The sequence below is a fragment of the Rhizobium sp. BK602 genome, from assembly GCF_014195095.1.
GTDB lineage: Bacteria > Pseudomonadota > Alphaproteobacteria > Rhizobiales > Rhizobiaceae > Rhizobium.
In genome coordinates this window covers 332874-352759 of record NZ_JACIBC010000004.1, presented here as the reverse complement: position 1 = coordinate 352759, position 19886 = coordinate 332874, and the positions used below count along the sequence as shown (strand labels likewise).

General features: G+C 64.3%; 14 protein-coding genes. 2 read left to right on the top strand and 12 right to left on the bottom strand.

What is annotated here, in order from left to right; genetic code table 11:
* Positions 1-4 precede the first annotated feature (4 nt).
* The 12 genes from tssM to tssA form a co-directional block, all read right to left on the bottom strand.
* Positions 5-3508: a type VI secretion system membrane subunit TssM gene (gene tssM / locus FHX11_RS15280; protein ID WP_184358492.1), complete on the bottom strand. Its 3504-nt coding sequence runs from the start codon at positions 3506-3508 to the stop codon at positions 5-7.
* Complete coding sequence (gene tssL / locus FHX11_RS15275; protein WP_184358491.1) at positions 3505-4971, bottom strand: type VI secretion system protein TssL, long form; 1467 nt, start codon at positions 4969-4971, stop codon at positions 3505-3507. The genes tssM and tssL overlap by 4 nt, the downstream gene beginning before the upstream one ends.
* Complete coding sequence (tssK, locus tag FHX11_RS15270) at positions 4968-6308, bottom strand: type VI secretion system baseplate subunit TssK (RefSeq protein WP_184358490.1); 1341 nt, start codon at positions 6306-6308, stop codon at positions 4968-4970. Before tssK ends, tssL begins: the two co-directional genes overlap by 4 nt.
* Positions 6305-7495, bottom strand: a complete 1191-nt coding sequence (locus FHX11_RS15265) for an FHA domain-containing protein (RefSeq protein WP_184358489.1) — start codon at positions 7493-7495, stop codon at positions 6305-6307. The genes tssK and FHX11_RS15265 overlap by 4 nt, the downstream gene beginning before the upstream one ends.
* A gap of 10 nt (positions 7496-7505) precedes the next feature.
* The gene (gene tssG, locus FHX11_RS15260) at positions 7506-8510 is read right to left on the bottom strand and encodes a type VI secretion system baseplate subunit TssG (RefSeq protein WP_184358488.1); all 1005 of its coding nucleotides are present in this window, start codon (positions 8508-8510) and stop codon (positions 7506-7508) included.
* A 17-nt stretch (positions 8511-8527) separates the two neighbouring features.
* On the bottom strand, positions 8528-10309 hold the full coding sequence (gene tssF, locus FHX11_RS15255; RefSeq protein WP_184358487.1) for a type VI secretion system baseplate subunit TssF: 1782 nt from the start codon (positions 10307-10309) through the stop codon (positions 8528-8530).
* A complete protein-coding gene (gene tssE / locus FHX11_RS15250; protein ID WP_184358486.1) occupies positions 10302-10811 on the bottom strand; it encodes a type VI secretion system baseplate subunit TssE in 510 nt (169 codons plus the stop codon). Before tssE ends, tssF begins: the two co-directional genes overlap by 8 nt.
* Entirely contained in the window at positions 10804-11634 is an 831-nt protein-coding gene (locus FHX11_RS15245; RefSeq protein WP_184358485.1) for a type VI secretion system accessory protein TagJ, read from the bottom strand. The genes tssE and FHX11_RS15245 overlap by 8 nt, the downstream gene beginning before the upstream one ends.
* Entirely contained in the window at positions 11631-13016 is a 1386-nt protein-coding gene (gene tssC / locus FHX11_RS15240; protein WP_184358484.1) for a type VI secretion system contractile sheath large subunit, read from the bottom strand. Before tssC (FHX11_RS15240) ends, FHX11_RS15245 begins: the two co-directional genes overlap by 4 nt.
* A 66-nt stretch (positions 13017-13082) precedes the next feature.
* Positions 13083-14561: a type VI secretion system contractile sheath large subunit gene (gene tssC / locus FHX11_RS15235; protein ID WP_184358483.1), complete on the bottom strand. Its 1479-nt coding sequence runs from the start codon at positions 14559-14561 to the stop codon at positions 13083-13085.
* 109 nt (positions 14562-14670) lie between these two features.
* A complete protein-coding gene (tssB, locus tag FHX11_RS15230; RefSeq protein ID WP_184358482.1) occupies positions 14671-15183 on the bottom strand; it encodes a type VI secretion system contractile sheath small subunit in 513 nt (170 codons plus the stop codon).
* A gap of 100 nt (positions 15184-15283) precedes the next feature.
* Positions 15284-16345 carry a type VI secretion system protein TssA gene (gene tssA / locus FHX11_RS15225; protein ID WP_184358481.1) on the bottom strand — a complete coding sequence of 354 codons (1062 nt, stop codon included), beginning with the start codon at positions 16343-16345 and terminating at the stop codon, positions 15284-15286.
* A gap of 229 nt (positions 16346-16574) precedes the next feature.
* On the opposite strand from tssA, the gene tssH reads away from it, so the two are divergent.
* Together tssH and FHX11_RS15215 are read left to right on the top strand one after the other, a co-directional pair.
* Positions 16575-19322: a type VI secretion system ATPase TssH gene (tssH, locus tag FHX11_RS15220; protein ID WP_184358480.1), complete on the top strand. Its 2748-nt coding sequence runs from the start codon at positions 16575-16577 to the stop codon at positions 19320-19322.
* Positions 19323-19386: 64 nt separating this feature from the next.
* A complete protein-coding gene (locus tag FHX11_RS15215; protein ID WP_168842975.1) occupies positions 19387-19863 on the top strand; it encodes a type VI secretion system tube protein Hcp in 477 nt (158 codons plus the stop codon).
* The last annotated feature ends 23 nt before the right edge of the window (positions 19864-19886 follow it).

Sequence of the window (19886 nt, the reverse complement as noted above, 5' to 3'; positions counted from 1 at the left end):
ACCCTCAGAACTGGCTCGGGCAGGCGAAGTCGGACAGGGCCTGCAATCGGAATGGATTGAGCACGGAGCCGAACTGGACGTCGAACTCGGCGGACTGGTCGTTTTTGTCGAACCGTGCCCGGAAGAGATCGGCGCCCTGCATGGTGATCTTGGCGGAATCGAACAGCCGGAAAGGCGACCAGTCGCCGCTCTTGGTCGTCGCCTGCGGCCAACCGCCAGGCAGAAAGGTGATGCGAGACTGGTTCTCGGCTCCGGCCGACGGCCACGCGATGGATTTCGCCTGCGGCAGGCCATGGAAATAGACGACGCGCTCGCCCTCGATGTCCATGATCACGGTATTGGCCGAATCCGTCAGCGACACCGGCTTGATGTTGATGGAGACCGCCGGCTTCTCGCTGCCAGCCGGGAAGAAGGCGCGTTCGATCTTGTCGGCGTTTTCGAACTGGGCGATCGCCTGGCTCGGAATGCTGTCGCCGCCGAAGGTGCCGCGCCAGCCCCAGGGCTGGGCGCTGGTGTCGACGAAGGCCTCCAGCCTGGTCTTGAAGAAGGTCTTGAAAAGCCCCTCCGGCCCGAACAGGCGCACGAAATCCGCCATCGCCACGTCCTGATCGGATGTGCGGTCGAAGGGATAACGCCCGGTGACGATCCCTGAGCAGAGATTGGCGCCTTCGGCGGCCCAGAGATCGGTGATCCTGCCGCGTGCCGTCTTGACGGCAAGCGCGCCGATATCGGCGGTAATGCCGGCGACCAGCGCATCGGCGGGTGCGGGAAGTCCGCGCGCCTGCTGCAGAAGGTCCTGGTTGGCCGTGGTCAGCTGCCCGCCGGCGTCGAAGACGCGGGCGACGTCCGCCGTCGAGGTCGAGGCACGCGACAGCTGGTTGTAGACATTCTGCAGGATCGGCAGGAGGGTCTGGATCTGCGAGCGCGGCGCATCCTTGCCGCCTTCGGCCTGTGTGCCGTCATCCGGCTTGGGGTTGCGCGGCACCTCGAGCGCTGCGCGCAGCGGGCCATAGGGATCGGGAGCATTGGCAGCACCGGCGAGCGCGGAGGTGACGGCTGCATCCGGCACATCATCGAGCGAGGCGATCTCGGCGCCGTTACCAGGCCGCAGATCGGTTGTCGCCGCGATCGATTTCAGGAAAGCTTCGAGAGGGCTCGGATTGGCCGCGAGGATGCGTGTCGTCTCGGTTGCGTCGGCAAGGGTCTGCGACGGGCGCACGCGCAGATCGGCCAGCAGCGTCGACCATTGTTTCTCGAAGGCGTCGAAATAGAGCTGCAAGGCGGCCTGGGCGACGACGTCCGTCGTCATACCGGCGGGATTGCTGTCCTCGCCCCGCACCCATTGTTCCTTGAGCGCTTCACGCGCGGCGTCGGTGACGTCAGGCAGCACGACCGTGCGATAACCCTTGCCCGTGAAAAGACCGGGAATGCCGTCGCGCAGCGTCGCCTTGGATTTGCGTTGAAAGGCCTGTTCGCCGAGCGGGCCGAGCGCATCGGCGGGAATCCAGGCTTCGAGCGCCCGCGCGTGGCGGGAATGGGTGAGGATGTCGTAGGCGCGCGCCGCGATGCTCTGCGCGCGGATGGCGTCGCGCGCCTTGGCGACAAGCTGGTTGTCGAGCGCGATCGCCGGCAGCGGCCCTTCGGCCATCGTCTCCGCATGCGCGGTCAGCGCCTGCCGGGCTGCAATCCGCCCTTCGCCGGGATAGAGCGAGGCGAACATGTCCTCGGCCTGCTGCGACACGAAATCCTTGTCCATCGGCCCGAGGCCGCCGAGCATGCCGTAGAGCTTCAGCGCGTCGAAGGTCTTTTGCGTGTCGGCGCTGTCGGCGATGGTCTTCTGCAACTGGACCAGCATGCGCGGCAGGAGCAGGGAGCTGAGTGCACGCTGATAGGCGCCGCGCTGCCGGCTGGCGATCTTGTCTTCCTGATCGAGACCGAAGCTGGTCGGCCAGACCCGCGCCTCCACAAAGCCGCTGGTGACGGCGCGCAGATTGTCGAGCGCCGGCAGGACGCGCAGGAAATCCGCGTCGGTCACGTCACGGATCTGGATGCCGCTTGCGAGCTTCTCGTAAGCGTCGATGCGCTTGTCGGCGGCCGCGATCGCCCTGGAATTCTGGAAATAGGTGGCGATCCAGCTCGAAAAGACCACGGCGAATGCGATCGCCGCGACGCCATAGGCCGCCCGCTTGATGAACGTCTGCCGGCGCGACAGCCGCCGGTCGCGCGCCACGAGAGAGGCCTCGTCGAAGATCACGTCCTTGAACAGCCGGGAGAGGAAGTAGCTGCGCCGCAGGCGCGGCGATGCGGCTACGGCCGAGGCGGCTTCGTTCGGCTGCGTGCCGGAGGCGAAATAGACGCCGCGGATCAGCGGCGCTTCGATAAGGGCCGAGGCCGAGCAGAGCTCGGTCAGAACCTCGTGCAGCTTCTCCTTGAGCGAGGCAAGCTCGGCCGGAAAACGGAATATCCTGCCGCGCACCTCGATGTTCGGCTCCTGCTGCAGCCGCTCGATGAGCATGCTGCCGACCCGTTCCTGCAGAAGCGCGAATTCCTCGATGAAGCGATCCGGCAGGTTCCGGCCGTCGTAGCTTTCGTCGAGTCCGAAGGTCGTGCCCCAGACCTGTTCGCGGTCGCTCTTGTTGAGACCGTCGAAGAATTCGACGAAGCCGGTCAGAAGGTCGGCCTTGGTCAGGACGACATAGACGGGGATGCGCGCCTGCAGGAATTCGTCCAGTTCGGACAGGCGCTTGCGGATGGCGCGCACCTCTTCGAGCTGTGCCTCGTGGCCGCGCGCCAGCAGATCGCCGATCGATAGCGTCACCAGCGCGCCGTTGATCGGCTGCGAGCGGCGATATTTCCGCAGCAGGCCGAGGAAGCCTTCCCATCCCGCCTTGGACGCGCCGTTCAGATCGTCCTGCGTGGTGTAGCGGCCGGCCGTGTCGATGAGGATCGCCTCGTCCGCGAACCACCAATTGCAGTTGCGGGTGCCGCCGGCGCCCTGGACGGAATTGCTGCCCAGCGCATCGCCGAGCGGAAATTTCAGGCCGGAATTGGTGAGCGCCGTGGTCTTGCCGGAGCCGGGCGCGCCGAAGATCACATACCAGGGCAGTTCGTAGACATAGCCGAAGCGCTTCTTGGTGACGCGGCGCAGAAGGGAGAGTGCTTCCTTGAGCCGGCTATGGATCTCGCCGACTTCGGCCTGCTGGCTCGCGGCATCCGAGGCTGCATCCTTCTCGATGCCCTCGACCAGAGCCTTGTCGCGCATGCGGGAGCGATAGGCTCTGACGGCGAGGTAGATCAGCCACACCACGATGACGGCGGCAATGGCGATGATGCGGGCGTTGACGCCGGCGAGCGGCTTGAAGCTGCCATAGCCGAGCATATAGCCGTAGAACCAGATGACGACGCAGATCGCGGCGATCCAGATCAGCGATATGAAGCGATGGCCGAGAAGGCCGGCATAGGCGGTCACATAGGAGCGAAGCGTATAAAAGGCGCCAAGCGGATTCATGGCGTGGCCTCCGGTGCGGGCGTCGGCCGCGTGCTGAAATCGGCGTCGCGCAGCGTTTCGTTGGGATCGGTCAGAACCAGGATTTCCGTGCGGCGGTTCGTCTCGCGCCCTTCCGGCGTGGCGTTGCTGGCCAGCGGTTCGCTGTCGGCGCGTCCTTCCGTCAGGATGGCATCCTTGCCGGTATAGGCGGCGAGGATATCGCCGACGGCGCGGGCGCGGGCTTCGGAAAGGTGCCAGTTCGATGGGAACTGCAAGGTCCGGATCGGGACATTGTCGGTATAGCCGACCACCACGGCGCGGAATTTCTCCGAGGCGAGCGCGCCGCCGATCCTCTGGATGAGATCGCGGAATTCGCTGCTGACTTCGGCGCTTCCGGTGGCGAAGAGGCCGGAATTGTTGATGCGCACCAGCAGCCGGCCGTTTGCATTGGAAAGCGTGACCAGCTTGCGGTCGACCTCCGGCTGCAGGAAGGCAAGCAGCGTATCGAGCTTGCTCGGCGGTGCCGGCGTCTGCACCGGAGGCTGCGGTTTCGGCGGCTCCGGCTCGGCAATGACGACCGGCGGCTTCGGCGTGTCGATGAGCACGCTCGGCGTCTCATGCGGCGGCAGGTTCGCCAGCCGCTGGAAGGTGCCGTCGGACGCCTGGTTGAGAGACAGTGTGAAGAACAGATAGCCGAGCGCAAACAGCAGCACGAGCGCCGACAGCGCGGTCCAGAGCGCGACGGCGGTGCGCAATGGCTTGTGCCGCGCGGAAACACCGCGCCAATGCGGCGAGAGCTCGCGTTCGAAGACGCCATATTGGCCGAGCAGGGTCTTGTAGAGGCTGTCGCGGATGCGGCCGAGTTCCAGTGCGCCGCGCGCCGAGACGCGGGTGCGGCCCTCGAAAGCCAGCGACAGGCACAGATAGATGAGAAGTAGCAGGTCCTTGTTCGTCCCCGGACTCTGATGGAAATGGTCGAGCAGGTCGAAGACCCGGTCGCCGCCGGTCACGTCCATGTGGAAGGTCGAGACCAACCCCGAGCGCGCCCATCCGGCGCGCACGCCCCATGGCTTGCTCAGAACGACGTCGTCGATCGTCGCGCAGACGATATAGTGCGCGGCGCGGGCACGCTCGGCGCTGATGCGGGCGCTGGCGAGATCGCGCTCGTAGCGGCCGACGGCATCGATCGCCACCCGACGTAATTCCTCGATATCGGGCTGTGCCTCGGTGTTGCGCAGGCTGTGTGCGAGATTGAGGAGCGGGGCCGCCGAGCGTACGATCGTCGGCACCTCCTCGCCGCCGAAGCGGAAATCGCGCACCAGCGCGCCGACCGACCAGCCGCTGGTCGTGCCCTCCGCCGGTACGATGGCCTCGTCAAGCAGCTCGGCCATCTTGCGCGCGGATTCGTTCTTGCGCGCGCCGTCCTCGGTCAGCTCGATGATGGTCGGTAGATCCTGCCAGGATGTCGATTGCGGCGTTTTCATTCTCTGAGAGCCCACAGTTCCATCTCCAGACCGGGGAAGTCGCCCGCAAGGTGCAAGGCGATCGCGCCGGACGTATCAAGCTGTTTCCAAAGCGGATTCTTGGTGTCGAGCTCGAAATAGATCGTGCCCGAGCGATAGGGCAGCTGCCGCGGCAGTACCGGCAGCGGCCGGACGGGAATGCCGGGCAGGGCGACGTTGACGAGATCGGCGATCTTTTCGACCGGCCCGACCTTGATCTGCGCCGGCAGCTTGCGCCGCACGTCCTCCGCCGACATCTCCGCGCGCACCGCCAGCACGAAGCCGGCATCCTTCAGCAGCGAGCGGTCGTTGATCAGGCCGACGCGGACGCCATGGCGGCGCTCCGCGAGCTCGATCGAGACGGCGGCCTGTTCGAGAACCGCCGAGAGCGATGTCCTGAGATCGTCGAAGACGGCGGCGAAGGTCGCCTTCAGATCGTCGTGACGATAGGGCGGAAAATCGCTCGCCCGCTTGCTGTCCATGGTGAAGGTGGCAAGTTCGCCGGCAAGCTGGATGCATTGCTCGTAGAATTCGATCGGATGCAGCCGCGTCGCATTCGCCTGGATATGCCGCAGCATCGGATCGGCGCGGTTGAGGATATGCAGCAGGAAATAGTCGCCGACTTCTGCCGTGCCGCGAATGGTGGGGTCACCGATCCGCTCGGCGATCGCCTCGGCTCGATGCCGAACGATGCCGAGCAACTCGGTGACCAGCTCGTACAGCCGCGCTTCGGCGGCGCAATTGAGGGAGGGCGCGATATAGTCCGGATCGAGGATCACGGCCCGGTCGGAGCGCACCTCGATGATGCGGGCAAGCCCGATCAGCTCGTAGCCGGCCAGCTCGTCGCCGGTCTTCAGATATTTGAGGCTCAGGCGGCCGACATCGATCGGCGCCATGAAATCCGTCTCGACATTGGAGTCCGGCGCTTCATAGGGCGTGGCGACCAGACGGACGCTATGGCGCGCCGCGCCGCCATTCTGGGCGACATCGGCCTTGCCGGGCTGGCGCGCTGGCAGCGCGAGGTAGACGACCGCGTTCTTGATCGTCTCGTCGAGATCGAGCGGCGGCGGCAGGTCGGCGTCGACCGGGGCCTCGAAAGGCGTGCCGTCCGGCAGGATGCCGCGCAGGTTCGACAGCGCGAACTGGCCGATCGCCAGCGCGCTGCGGTCGATGCCGATTTCGGCCACGCCCCAGGGATAGGGCGCAAGCCCGCGCGCGGTCGTGCGCACGAGCCGCTCCGTCCATCGATCGGCCTGCTGGAAATGCTGTACGCGAAGGAACATGCCCTCGCTCCAAGCCACTCGATTTTCGTTCTTCATCGGTTGTTGCTCGTCCTCTTTTCCATGTCGGCGGTCTCCTCCTCCCGCCGGGGGGCGAGCGAGGCGCGCATCGCCTCGCCGAACACGTCCCGGATGGAGAGGCTCCTGCCGTCTTTTTCGAATTGGGCCCGATAGGCCTGCCAGTATCCGCGATTGCCCGGCCATGGCAGCTTGCGGGACGCGGCATCGACGCGCGCTTCGATCATGCGCGGTTCCAGCGTCTGGCTTGCCTGATTGAGAAGTGCCGCGAGCGCGCCGTTGAAGCTCATCTGCCGCGACAGAAGGAGGTTCAAGCGCGCAACGAGCTGCTCCTCGCCGCCGCCGGACAGGCGGGCCGTGTCGTCGTCGGGTATTTCGACATCGAAGATCGAAAGGCTATCGACCAGGGTCTGCTCCAGCCCGTCGATGAGCGCTTCCAGCCTGCCGGCAAGTTGATGGCTGGCCTTGGGCGTCGGATGATCCGCCGGTGGCTCGTCGGCAAAGTCGATGTCGTTGGCCGCAACGATGGTCTTTGCGCCGCCGTCCACCTCGACCGTGTTGCGGCTGCGGCTGACCGGCACGGAGACGCGCGTTGCTGCCCCATGTTCCAGCTGGCTGCCATAGTCGAAATCGGCGTTCCAGTCGTTGGGAAGCACTGGGCTGATGCCGGAGGTCTCGGGCGGTCCGCTCCAGCCGATCTCGACGTCGCGGATCGATTTCGCGGCGGCATCCGTCCGTCCCCAATCCGAGGGTCCCGGCGCCAGATCATCGCCGATGCGGCTGCCCAATATGCCGTTTGCAGTTCGTCCTCCTGGCGCGACATCGGCGAGGATCGAGGAGATCGTCAGCGTTTCGTCGCTCAGGCTCAGCCCGGTTTCGGGATCGCCGATCTCGCTGTCCGCCTCGCCGGTGACGACCACGGCCAAGACAAGGCCGCCGATCTCGATGCGGGATTGGTCGGCCAGGCGTTTCGTTTCGCCTTCCAGCACCATGGCGCCGTCCACCCGCGTGCCGTTGGCGCTCTGGTCGCGCAGAAGGAAGCCCTGGCGGTCGCGCTCGATGGCGCAATGGATCTTCGAGATGAGACGGTTGGGATCGGAAAGCTGCCAATCGCAATCCGGCGAGCGCCCGAGCGTGCGCCGGCCGCGCTCGAAGAACCACTTCGCGCCGCCTTCCATCCCTGCGATCTGTCTCAGCTCGAGCCGCATCGCCGCCTCCTCAACCCGTGGCCCGCATGGACGGACGCGGTTCGGCGATGATGGCGTCGCCGCTGTCGCTCTCGGCCACGGCGACGCGCGCCCAGCTGTTCCAGCCGAGCCTTGGCGGGTCGCCGGCGGCGCCGAGCCTGCAGAAGGGAATGTGGTCCTTCCTCAGAACGACCTGGATGTCGAAATCGAGGGCTGGGCCGACATAGAGCCTGGCAAGGGAGAATATCTCGCCGATCTTCTCGCCGCCGGGGGAAAGCGACAGGTAGTCCTGATAGTCGAGCGGGCCGATGACGATGCGGAAGCTGCCGTTGAAATCGTGGATGGCCGCACCCGCGGCGGCATTGACGCCGAGCTGTACGCCCTGCGGCTGACCCAGCTGGCTGCGCTCGCCAAGCGGAATGCTCAGCCACCGGCCGCGGAAAAGCTCGATCTCCACCGGCAGGCCGGTGAATTCGCGCAGCATGGCGCGCAGGTTGACGGTATTGCGGGTCCGGCTGGCGAAGAAGCCGGAAAAGCGCAGGATCAGCTCGTCGTCGACGCCAACCTGTTCCTTCAACCTGGCGGTGCCGAAGCCGGCGATTGCAAACAGCGCGGTGACGAAACTGTTGCCGTCGCGTTCGCGGTTCCAGCGCAGCCGCCGGGCAATGCGGTATTTTTCGCAGGCGTCGACGAAAAGCTCGGTCATCCGCGCGCTGAAGAGCTCGAAGAATTTCGCGAGCCCGCGCGCGCGGTTGCGTTCTTCGCGCATGACCAGTTCGTTGTAGCTTGGCGGCATCGAGCCGAGGGGGCCGAGCAGCGCCGCCATGGCGCTGCGCACCGCAACCGATGCGCCCTTGCGCCGAAGGCCGCTCACCGCCAGCGGGGCGGGGGAAACGCCCACCGGGGTTTCCACGGAAAGGGCATCGTCCGACGCCGACTGGGCCACGCGGAACGCCGTCGCCGGCTCGAAGCGGCCGGGGTCGCGTTCGAGCAGGGTAACGAGAGTTTCGCTCGTGTTTTCGGCGGGCAGGCTCATCGGTTCGTCCTACCCTCCTACAGAAGCTGGCGCTCGGCGGCGCGCGCCGGCCAGACCGCGATCGGTTTCGATTGCCCCTTCATCGAGATGGAGAGGCGGGTGAAGCTGTTGATGGAGGTGTAAAGGCCGAAGAACCGGTCGAGCACGCTGCCGAACAGATAGGCTGATGCCCTGTCGATTGCGGCCGGATCGAATTCCAGCAGAATATCGGTGCCCGGCACCATGCCGCCGCTGCCGAGCCGGGCCGTCGAGCTGTGGGCCTCGACGCGGATCAGCGCGTCGACCAGTTGTTTGGTCTCGCGGCTGTCGCGGAAGGCATAGAGCGAGAGGATGTCCTTGAGAGCCGCGCCGCCATTGTCGAAGAGCGAGAGATGATTGAGCAGCAGATGGGACATCAGGCGCCAGTTGCGCTCCTGCTGCTCGTTCATGCGCACCGAGGGCGTCGGCGGAATGAGCGCCTCGACGGCCCCGACCGCCTCGTTGCCGGAGGCAAGCTGCAGGTGGGGATGGCCGCCGCCGAAGGGCAGCTGCTCCGGCAGGTCGCGGTTGAGGCAGAGCGTGTCGATGCTGGCGATCCTGTCGAGCGGCCCGGCCGCCTGCCGTCCCCGGTCGACGAAGGCGATGTCCATGTCCGAGGTGCGGTCGTCGGCATCGAAGCGGCGGCTGCACTGCCAGAAGAGCGATGCCGCTCCACCTTTCTGGCTGCGGCCGAAGAAGGGCGGGCAAAGCTCCTCCTCGCCGCCACGGCCGGTGACCGAGACGCGTTCTATGGCATAGATTTCGCGGGTCTTCTGGCGCCGGGCGTCGGGCAGCAGCCGGTATTCGGTGCGCGTGCCGTCGAGCGCCAGGGGTTCGCAGGTCTGGCGGAAGAGATTGATGATCGGTGTGGCGTTGAGCACGAAATCGCGCGCCGTCACGCTCCGTTCGAGCTTGGCGTCCGTCTCGCTGAGATAGATGAAGATCTCCAGCTTTTCGTCGCGCCAGACATCGAGCCCATCGATGTCGATGAACAGAAATTTCTGCGGCAGCGCGAAGAATTCGGTGAGCAGCCGGTAGCCGATGAAGCTCGAGGAGGGATAGGGCAGCATCGACTGCTCCGGCTCCAGGCCGACCGGCCGAAGATTCCGGGCCGGCAGGGCGATCGGGTTACGGTCGTCGGCATGATGCGCCAGCGCGATCCCGAGCGTGTGATTGGCAAGCAGCTCGTGGATGGCGACGGCCCGCTGCCAGGCCGAGGGGATATGCAGCCGGAGCCGCTTCAGCCCGACATCGGCAAGCGATTTGTTGGGGTCGCGCGAGCGCAGTGTCAGGCGCAGGCAGCCGGCGGCGCCGGTATGGCGGGACGGCGGCGCGCTGATCGGGTGGCCGAAGAGCGAGGCCGAAACGATCTCGACCGGCAGGATGTCGGTATCCTGCGTGGTGCGGAAACGGCAGGCCTCGCCGCCGATCGGCTCGGCGAAAATTTCCGTATGGCGCGGCACGGTCTGAACGGAGGCAAGCGTAGTGCTCGGCGCGAAGCGGACGATGCTCATGGAGGGCAGGGGCGCCAGATAATGCGGATAGAGCGTCTCCAGCAACCCGTCCGTCAGCTCGGGGAACTCGTCGTCCAGTTTCTGCCGCACGCGGGCGGCGGAATAGGCGAAGCTCTGGATCAGCCGCTCCACATGCGGGTCGTCGGCGATCTCTCCCGTCATGCGCAGACGCCCGGCGATCTTCGGGAAGGCGTCGGCAAACCGCGCCGCCCGCCGCCTTATGGCGGAAAGCTCGTCGTTGTAGCGCTGCAGGAAGCCGTCAGCCATTGGCCGCCTCCACCAGGAAGCGCTGGGTCGATGGATCGATGGTGGATTCGAAGCTGATCGGCGGCATGCCTTCATGCACCCGGAAGGCGGCCTGGATGCGCATGCGCAGCGCCCGCTCGCCATTGGTGCGGCTTTTCAGGATCGTCACGCGTACCTCGGAGAGACGCGTCTCGAACAGCGAGATGCGGCGTTCGATGATGCGGGCGAGGCGCAGCTTGGCTTCATCCGTGACCAGGTTCGCCGAGACCATGCCGTCAACGCCATAGGAGACGAGTGCGTCGCCGAGTTCTTCATAGAGGGCGGGCGGCGCGGTCGGGCGGCGGCGGGTGTTCAGGAGCGCTTCGAGATCGCGGCGGATTCCCTCCCGCAATTCGCGGATCTGCTCGGCCGTCGATGCCGGTGGGTCCTGCGGCAGGTCCGGATTGGTATCCAGCAGCCGATCGAGGATCGATCGGGCAAGGACCCGTTCCCGCGGCCGGTAGCGTTCCAGTGGATCAGCCATGAGCAGAGCGCCTCGTCTCCTCCGTCCGTCCGTTCGCTTCGAGCTTGACGGCATCGTGGAACGACACCAGCTCGTCGCCGGCAAGGAAGCATTTCTGGCCGCGGCCGATGGTGATGCCGGAGGCTTCGTCGACCCAGTCCGTCTCTCGGCCAAGCAGGAGTTTTCCCTCCGCCGGCGTTCCGTGATAGATCGCCGGAAGCAGGACCGGCGCGCTGGCGCCGTCGACCAGCTGCAACTCGGCTCGCCGGAATGCCAGGTCGCGCGGCCGCGCGATCGGTTCGATGTCTACGGAGGCGATCTTGGCGAAATCCACCCAGAGATAACCGCCGCCGCTCATGATGACTTCCAGCGCATGCGGAATACGGTCGTCCAGATCCCGGAAGTCGGAAACCGGCTTGCCGTTCCAGATCATCGGCCGCTCGCCGCGCACTTCCTCAAGCGCTTCGAGCGCGGCCTTTGTGTCCTGCGCCGATCCCTGCCGATGGGCGATGCCGAGTTTCAACGCCGCCTTGTCGAGATCGCTCGGCCCTTGCGGAAAATCGGGCGTCGCCGCGTCGGTAAACCATGCCGCGCGGGCCGCCATCGCTCTCAGCTGGTTGCGCAGCATGGCAAAACCCATCACGTCGTCGGGTGCGAAGGTGCTGGCGAGATTGCATTGCGCATCGGCGCGCTCGTAATCGCCGACCAGCACCAGCAGGTCGATATAGAGATTGCGGGCCTGCCTGTCCGACGGTGCGGTCTTCAGATGCGATTTTACCAGCTCGATCGCATCTTCGATCGCGTTTTGGCCGAGGGCTTCGGCAATCCGGGCGGACAGGGTCATGCGGACATCCTTTGCGGCAGGGCCGTGCGCGAGGGCGCATTCGCCACGGTCGCGGTCTCGGCGATGAGGTGAAAGCTCGTCGAGACGTCGTCGAGCTGGAAATGCGGCTGCAGCCGGACGGTACAGGAGAATATTCCGGGCTTGCCGGGGATTTCGCTGACCGTGATGCCGGCGGAGCGCAGCGGAAAGCGGGTGCGCAGCGCGAGGTCGGCATCGTCATTGCCGAGCGTATAGCGGGTGAGCCAATCGTTGAGCTTGCGCTCGATCGCGTCGGCGTCCGACAGGCGGCCGATCTCGTCGCGCATGATGACCTTCAGATAGTGCGAGAAGCGTGAAGCGCACAGCACATATTGCAGCATGGCGGCGATGCGGGCGTTCTGCCGCGCCTGCTCGCTGGAATAATGCGGCGGCGCATGCAGCGACTGATTGGAATTGAAGATCACCGAGGAAGAAAGATAGGTGGTGGCGATCGGCACCAGGCCGAGTTCGCAGAATTGCTGCTCCTGGGTATTGGTGAGGCGGATTTCCACCGGCGCCTGCGCGGAAAGACCATGGCTCTCGATCCCCAGCTCATAGGGCGCGAGCTCGTCGGTGCTCAGCAGGCCGCCATCCACCGCGTCCTGGCTGACGCCGCGAATATCGGCAAACCAGCCGGATTCGATGAAATTGCGGATGACGATCAGGGCGAAGGCGAAGGCGCCGTTGCCCCAGAGCAGCGTGCTGCCATCGGCTGCGATGCTCTCCCGGAAGGGGAAATGATCGTCGCGGCGGCGGGCGAATGGCTCGTAAGGCGATCGCATCAGGATGCGCGGCGCGACCAGCCCGAGGAAGCGGGAATCGTCGCGGGCGCGCAATCCGTTCCAGCGGATGCGCCGGGGATCGTTGGCGAGCCAGGAAAAATCATGGACGCGGTTCAGCTCGTTGAAATGCTGAAGTCCGATCGCCTGCGGCGAGGCCCCGGCGACGAAGGGGCAGAAGGCGGCGGCGGCGGCCATGCCGATCTGCGTCAGCGCGCCGATCGCATCGCCATCCGCGGGGTCCTCGGGCGAGAATTCATAGTCGCCGATCAGAAGGCCGAAGGGCTCGCCGCCCGGCATGCCGAATTCGCGGCTGTAGACGAGCTCGAACAAGTGGCTCTGGTCGAAATCGGTCGTGCGCTCGAAATTGCGCGACAGCTGTTTCCAGCCGATGCTCAATATCTTGATCTTCACGTCGTCGGCGCGTTCGGCCTGATTGACCAGCAGCGCCAGCCCCCGCCATCTCGCCTCCATCGCCTGGAATTCGGGATGGTGGAGGATGGCGTTGACCTGCCGGTTGAGCGCATCGTCGATCATTGCGATCAAACGATCCATATGACGTGGCCACGCGGTGCTGGCTTCCATCGCCGTTCCGATCCTGTTGCCTGCAAGAGGAAGCCGCGCGGCGGCAGGCACCGCGCGGACAGCCGCTTAGTTCTTGGACGGAATGCGGGCGACCATGCGCAGCGAGGTGGTCAGTTCTTCCATCTGAAGCCAGGGGCGCATCCAGGCGACGGCATTGTAGGAGCCGGGCTTGCCCGGAACTTCCTGCACCGTGACCTTGGCATCGCGCAGCGGATACTTGGCGCGCGATTCCTCGCCGGCGTCGTCATTGGCGTTGACATAGTTGGAAATCCAGCGGTTCAGCCAGTTTTCGCAGTCTTCCGCCTCCATGAAGGAACCGATCTTGTCGCGGCCCATGACCTTCAGGTAATGGGCGAAGCGCGAGGTCGCCATCATGTAGGGCAGGCGCGCGGAGACGGCGGCATTGGCCGTCGCTTCCGGCTTGTCGTAGACCTTCGGCTTATGCGCCGTCTGCGCGCCGAAGAACACGGCATAGTCGGTGTTCTTGTAGTGGCAGAGCGGCAGGAAGCCGAGCTTGCCCAGTTCGGCGTCGCGCCGGTCGGTAATGCCGACTTCCGTCGGGCATTTCAGATCGAGGTCGCCGTCGTCGCTGGAGAAGATATGCATCGGCAGGTTCTCGACCTTGCCGCCGTTTTCGGCGCCGCGGATGGCGGTGCACCAGCCGCTGCGGGCAAAGGCCTCGGTCAGGCGTGTACCCATCACGTAGGAGGCGTTCATCCAGCAATAGGCGTCGTGATCGAGTTCGCCGGTCTTCGATCCCAGCGTCTCGTCGAAGCCGAATTCATCGATCGTGTTCGTCTTCGGACCATAGGGCATGCGCGCCAGCACGCGCGGCAGGGCAAGCGTGACGAAACGAGAGTCGTCGCTGTCGCGCAGGGAGCGCCACTTGGCGTATTCGACCGTTTCGAAGATCTTCTCGAGATCGCGCGGGCGGGCCAGCTCGCGATAATCGTCGAAGCCGAACATGCGCGGGCTCGCGGCGGAGATGAAGGGCGCGAAGGCGGCCGCCGCGATGGAGGAGATGCCCTGCAGCGTCTGGACGTCCTCGAAGGAATTGTCGAATTCGTAGTCGCCGATCAGGGCGCCCATCGGCTCGCCGCCGGGCGTGCCGAATTCGTCTTCGTAGATGGATTTGAACAGGCGCGACTGGTCGAATTCCACCGCTTTCGCCAGGTCCTTCGAGACGTCGCGCTTGGAGGCGTTCAGCACGCGGATCTTCAGGTTGACGCTGGTCTCGCTGTTCTTGACGAGATAGTTCAGCCCGCGCCAGGTGCCTTCGAGCTTGGTGAATTCGGGCGATTGCATGATGGCGGCGAGCTGACGGGAGATCGTCTTGTCGAGCTCGGCAATGGCGTTGTTCAGCGTCACCGTCAGGTTGCGGTCATAGGTGACGGTGCCCTTGAGGGCCTGGTCGGTCAGCGTCCTCAGCAGATCCTGGGCACGGTCCGGCTCGGTCTGGCGCGTTGCGGCCACGACCTGGGAGAGGAGGTTTTCTGCAGGCGCGAATTCGGCCTCGGGGGCCTTCAATTGAGTTTCGGCGCTCATCGTTCAATCCTTACAAGAAGGCAGCGTATCGGAAGGGATATCGATCCGGCCGGCTCCGCTGCTTGAAACAGGTGTGGGGCGGTCTCGCTTGAGGGATCGCCGGCGGCCATCAGTTCGTGGACGGTTTCTGCAGGGCGCTCAGTTCGGAGGCCAGCTTGGACAGGTCGCCCTTGTTCTGCAGGATGTCCTCGAGCAGGCGTTCAAGCTCCTCCGAGCGGTCGGCCTTGCTCATCAGGTCGCGCAACTCGTTGCGGGCGTCGAGGAGGGCCTTCAGTGCCGGCACCTGGTTGACGATCGACCCCGGCTCGAAATCCTTCATGCTTTCGAACTTCAGCGAGACCGGGATCTGTGAGCCGTTGCCCTCTATCGTGTTTTCGACCGTGAGGTTGAGGCCCGGTGTCATGCGGCGCATGACATCGTCGAAGTTGTCGCGGTCGATCTGCACGAACTTGCGTTCGCCGAAAGGCTTGAGTGGCTGGGTCGGGTCGCCGGAGAAGTCGCCGAGAACGCCGACGACGAAGGGCAGTTCCTTGACGACCATCGCGCCTTCGGTCTCGACCTCGTACTTGATGTGGACGCGTGGCTTGCGCACCCGCTCCAGCTTCTCATGAACACTTGCCATACAACTTCTCCCTTTAATGCCAGAGGCAAATTCCGTAAAGATTGTCGCAACTCCGGATTCGACAAGACCAGGTTGCAAAAAATTCTGCTATGCGTGTGTTTTATCCGCCCTTGTTCGATTTCGGTTGGATGCCGGCGGCGGTCAGAACGGCGTTTCGGACCTGCTGTTCGGGCAGGAGCTCGGCCAGAAGTTCGGAAAAATCCATGCGTCCGCGCCGGACCAGGGTCTCGATCGCCAGCGAGATCGGCGAGTGCGGCTCGGTTCGGCGGAAATAGCGGGCGACGGCGCTCAGAAGCTCGAAGGCCTCTTCCCGCGATCCGATGGCATCGGCATTCGGCGGCTTGCGTTCCATCGCGGGCTTGTCCGTTGCCGCATTCGCATTGGCGGCCTGAAGCCTGGCTTCGCTGGCTGCCACCGCGTCCGCTTCCGGGTCTATGCCGGCGAGCGCCCGGATCGCCGATGCCGCTTCCGCGAGTACGTTGTGCGTGTTGGAGCTTGGCGGCGCCTCGCTCCCGCACCGCTCGCCGAGCAGCGCCACAAGGCCGTCGAAGGCGGCGATGCAATCGTTCAGCGCATCGAGATGCGCCCGCATCGCCGCGACGCCGGCTTCCGTGACGGCCTGGTTGAGTTCATCGCGCCGCTTCGTCTCGTTCGGTCGCTGCGAAAGCTGGAAATCCCAGAGCGAATACTGGGCAAATTTCGCGCCGGGAACGAGCGGGGTCAGCCGGATGGCCTGGATGATCGTGCCCTCGCCGCCAATGCCGTTGAGACCCGCTAAAGGTGCAAATCGCTCTTCCGGATCATCATCGCCGACCGAATGAAGTTGCTCCCAATACTTGTCCAAAAGCGACGTTATAGCGCGATAGATATTACGCAGTCCTTCGAAGCCATGCAACCGCAACTCTGCTTCGGCGAGCCACGACAATACTTCGAGATCCTTACTTTTTGAAGAAACGATCTGCAATCCAAGATTGCTAACTTCTGTCCAAGCTGGTGAAAGACTAATATTCTCACCAGGTGAAATACCTCGCTCAGCAGTCCGAGCCTGGTTTCTTGCGTCTTTTATTCTATAGTATATTTCACGTAATGAAGTATTGCCGCGCATGTTTTCTCCGCATGGCGCAATTTCATCAAGTGGATTTGTAATGTCGCGAATGTTCAACAGGACATTAACTCCGCAATTCCGACTACATCATTGGAGCGCGAGATACTGATGCGGAGATATTGCCTTGTCAACCGTGTATATTCTGCGACGGATTTGTGACAGATGGTAATTCATCCCCGAAAAGAAAAAATGATCTTTGAGCCTAGACAAGGTTGTATGTGCGCCCTAGTTGTTTTCGCGACCGTGGAGGACGTGCAGATTAAAACTTTGAAGGGAGGCTTTCCGGTTGTCGAACATCGATCTCAATCGTCTCATCAGAACGCTTGAGCCTGATCTGCGTGTCGGATTGGAGGCGGCGGCTTCGCTTGCCGCGCGCAATCGGCACGCTATGGTGGATGTCGCACACTGGATAAGAGTGCTTCTCGACGGAACCGAAGTTAGCTTAATTTTTGAAGAACTTAGCGTGTCTGCCGAGCTGCTCAGGACCGAGCTTGACAGCGCCATCGCCGACCTTCCTCGCGATGGCGGAAATTCGCTCGTGCTCTCGCCCAATCTGCTGGCTCTTTTGCGCGAGGCATGGCTCGTCGCCTCCCTGCAATGCGGACGCAATAGCGTCGTCCTGGCCGACCTTCTCACTGCCCTGACAACCGATCAGTCGCTGCGAATCGTCCTGCGTGGCATCGCCCCTTCGCTGCGCAATCTCGATCGGAATGCGCTGGAAAAGCGTCTGAGCGCCGCGCCGATTTCCGATGCCGCGGCACCGATCGCCCCCCTTTCGGGTGGAGTTTCCACAGCGGGCGACAACGAATTTTTGCGGCTTTACACCCGCGACATGACCGCCGATGCCCGCTCGGGCCGCATCGATCCGGTGATCGGCCGCGATCGCGAACTGCGCCAGGTCATCGATATCCTGATGCGTCGCCGACAGAACAATCCCATCCTCGTTGGGGAAGCCGGCGTCGGTAAAACGGCGGTGGCGGAAGCGCTGGCGTTGGAGATCGCTGCCGGCAATGTGTCGGACATGCTGAAGCCGGTCCGCCTCCTGCTTCTGGATCTCAGCCTGCTGCAGGCCGGCGCGGGGGTCAAAGGCGAATTCGAGCGTCGCCTGCATGGCGTGGTCGATGCGGTCAAGGCCGCCGCCGACCCGATCATTCTCTTCATCGACGAAGCACATGGCCTGATCGGTGCCGGCGGACAGGCTGGGCAAGGGGACGCCGCGAACATCCTCAAGCCGGCGCTGGCACGCGGCGAACTGCGCACGATCGCTGCGACGACATGGAGCGAATACAAGCGCTACATCGAGAAAGACGCGGCGCTGACCCGCCGGTTTCAGGTCGTGCAGATCCAGGAGCCGGACGAAGAGACGGCGATCCGCATGCTGCGCGGCATCGCCGGCAGCCTCAAGGCGCATCACAAGGTTCGCATCCGCGACGAGGCGCTGGCCGCCGCGGTTCGCCTCTCGGCGCGCTATATCCCCGACCGGCAGCTGCCGGACAAGGCGATCAGCCTGATCGACACGGCCGCCGCCGCCGTCTCGCTTGCCCGGCAGACGATCCCCGAAGCCTTGAAGGGCTTGAGAAACGAGCGCGCCATGCTGGCGCTCGAAGCCGCATCGCTGCAAGCCGAACCGCAAACCGCGGAGATCGTCGCGCGCCTGGCGATCATCGATGCCGAGCAGTCGGATGTCTCCGCCGAAATCGAAAAACTGCAGGCGAAGTTCGACGAAGAAATGCGGCTGTCACGCGAGGCCGATCGCCTCGAAGCCTCGTTCGTCGATGGCGACGCCGCAGGTGATCCGGTGCAAAAAACCGATCCCGGTCATGCCGATAATGTCGCCCCCTTCTCGCCGCATGGCGCCGCCGAGGGGGCTCGCGCGGCCCTGGTCCTGGCGGAGCGCAACCTCGCCAAGGTCGCCGGCGAAACGCCGCTCGTTCCCCGCGTCGTCGACAGGGACGTGATTGCCGGCGTCGTGGCGCGTTGGACGGGCATTCCGGTCGGCAAGTTGCTGTCGGATCAGGTCGAAACCGTCAAGACGCTGGATGCGCGGCTGAAAGAGCGCGTCATCGGCCAGGATGCCGCCATCGCCCGGATTGCGGCGGCGATGCGGGCCGCGAGAGCCGGGCTTTCCGATCCGCGCCGGCCGCCGGCCGTCTTCCTGCTCGTCGGCATGTCTGGAACCGGAAAGACCGAAACGGCGCTGTCTCTCGCCGATCTGCTTTATGGCGGCAGCCAATATCTGACGACGATCAACATGTCGGAATTCAAGGAAGAGCATAAGGTTTCCATGCTTCTCGGCTCGCCGCCCGGCTATGTCGGCTATGGCGAGGGTGGGGTGCTGACCGAGGCCGTGCGCCGTCGGCCCTATGGCGTGCTGCTGCTCGACGAGATCGACAAGGCGCATCCGGGCGTGCAGGAAGTCTTCTACCAGGTGTTCGACAAGGGCACGCTGCGCGACGGCGAAGGCCGCGATATCGACTTCAAGAACACGACGATCGTCATGACGGCGAATACGGGCTCCGAATTGCTGGCCGCCCTTGCCGCCGATCCCGATACGATGCCGGAGGGCGAAGCGCTGGAGGCGCTCCTGCTTCCGGAACTGCAGAAGCAGTTCAAGCCGGCCTTTGTCGGGCGAACGGTCGTCCTGCCTTTCATGCCGCTCAGCGGCGAGACATTGAGCGGGATCGTCGACATTCAGATCGGGCGCATTCGCGATCGCGTCGCGGCGGCCTACGGCACGACGGTTTCACTGTCGGACGCGGCCCGCGCGGCGCTGGTGGCGCGCGCCAAGGCCAGCGAAATGGGCGCCCGCACGATCGAGATCATGATCGCCCGCGATCTTCTGCCCGAACTTTCGACCTTCTTCCTCGATGCGCTCGGCGAACGGCGCAAGATCGCCAGCATCGACATCAGTTTTCACGACCACCGCTTCGTCATCGAAGGACGCGCGGCGGACGACACCGAATTCGCCGATCCGCAGGGCGGTGCGGCGAATGAAGCAGCCTCGGACGGGCAAGCTGTCCGGATGCGACATTAGACGGAAAGGTAACCACGCCTTGACGCAACAAGGCGAAGTCAATCCCAACAGGAGAGCTGATAGCATGCCGATTTATCTGCAGATCGACGGTATCCAGGGCGATGCCACTCACGAGCAGCACAAGAAGTGGATGGACATCGAAGTCATTCACTGGAACGTGTCGCGCAACATGAAGACCTCGGCCGGTTCGGCAGCGAACCGCGAAGCTTCCGAGCCGACCGTTTCGGAAGTCATCCTGACCAAGGTCAGCGATTCCTCCTCGACGAAGCTCTTCCAGGAAGCATGCTCGGGCCGCACCGGCAAGCAGGCCGTCATCCATCTGGTGACGACGGGCAATCCTGGCGACACCTATATCGAATACACGCTGACCAACACGCTGATCGCCAGCTATTCGGTGGATTCCAGCGGTGACCGCCCGGTCGAAACGATCAAGCTCAACTTCACCAAGATGGAAGTGAAGTACACGCCATACGACGACTCGCAGACCCCGCAGTCGCCGATGATCGCGTCCTACGACCTGGCCACGACCAAGGCCGCCTGAGATTAGCGCTGTCTTCCGGCGCG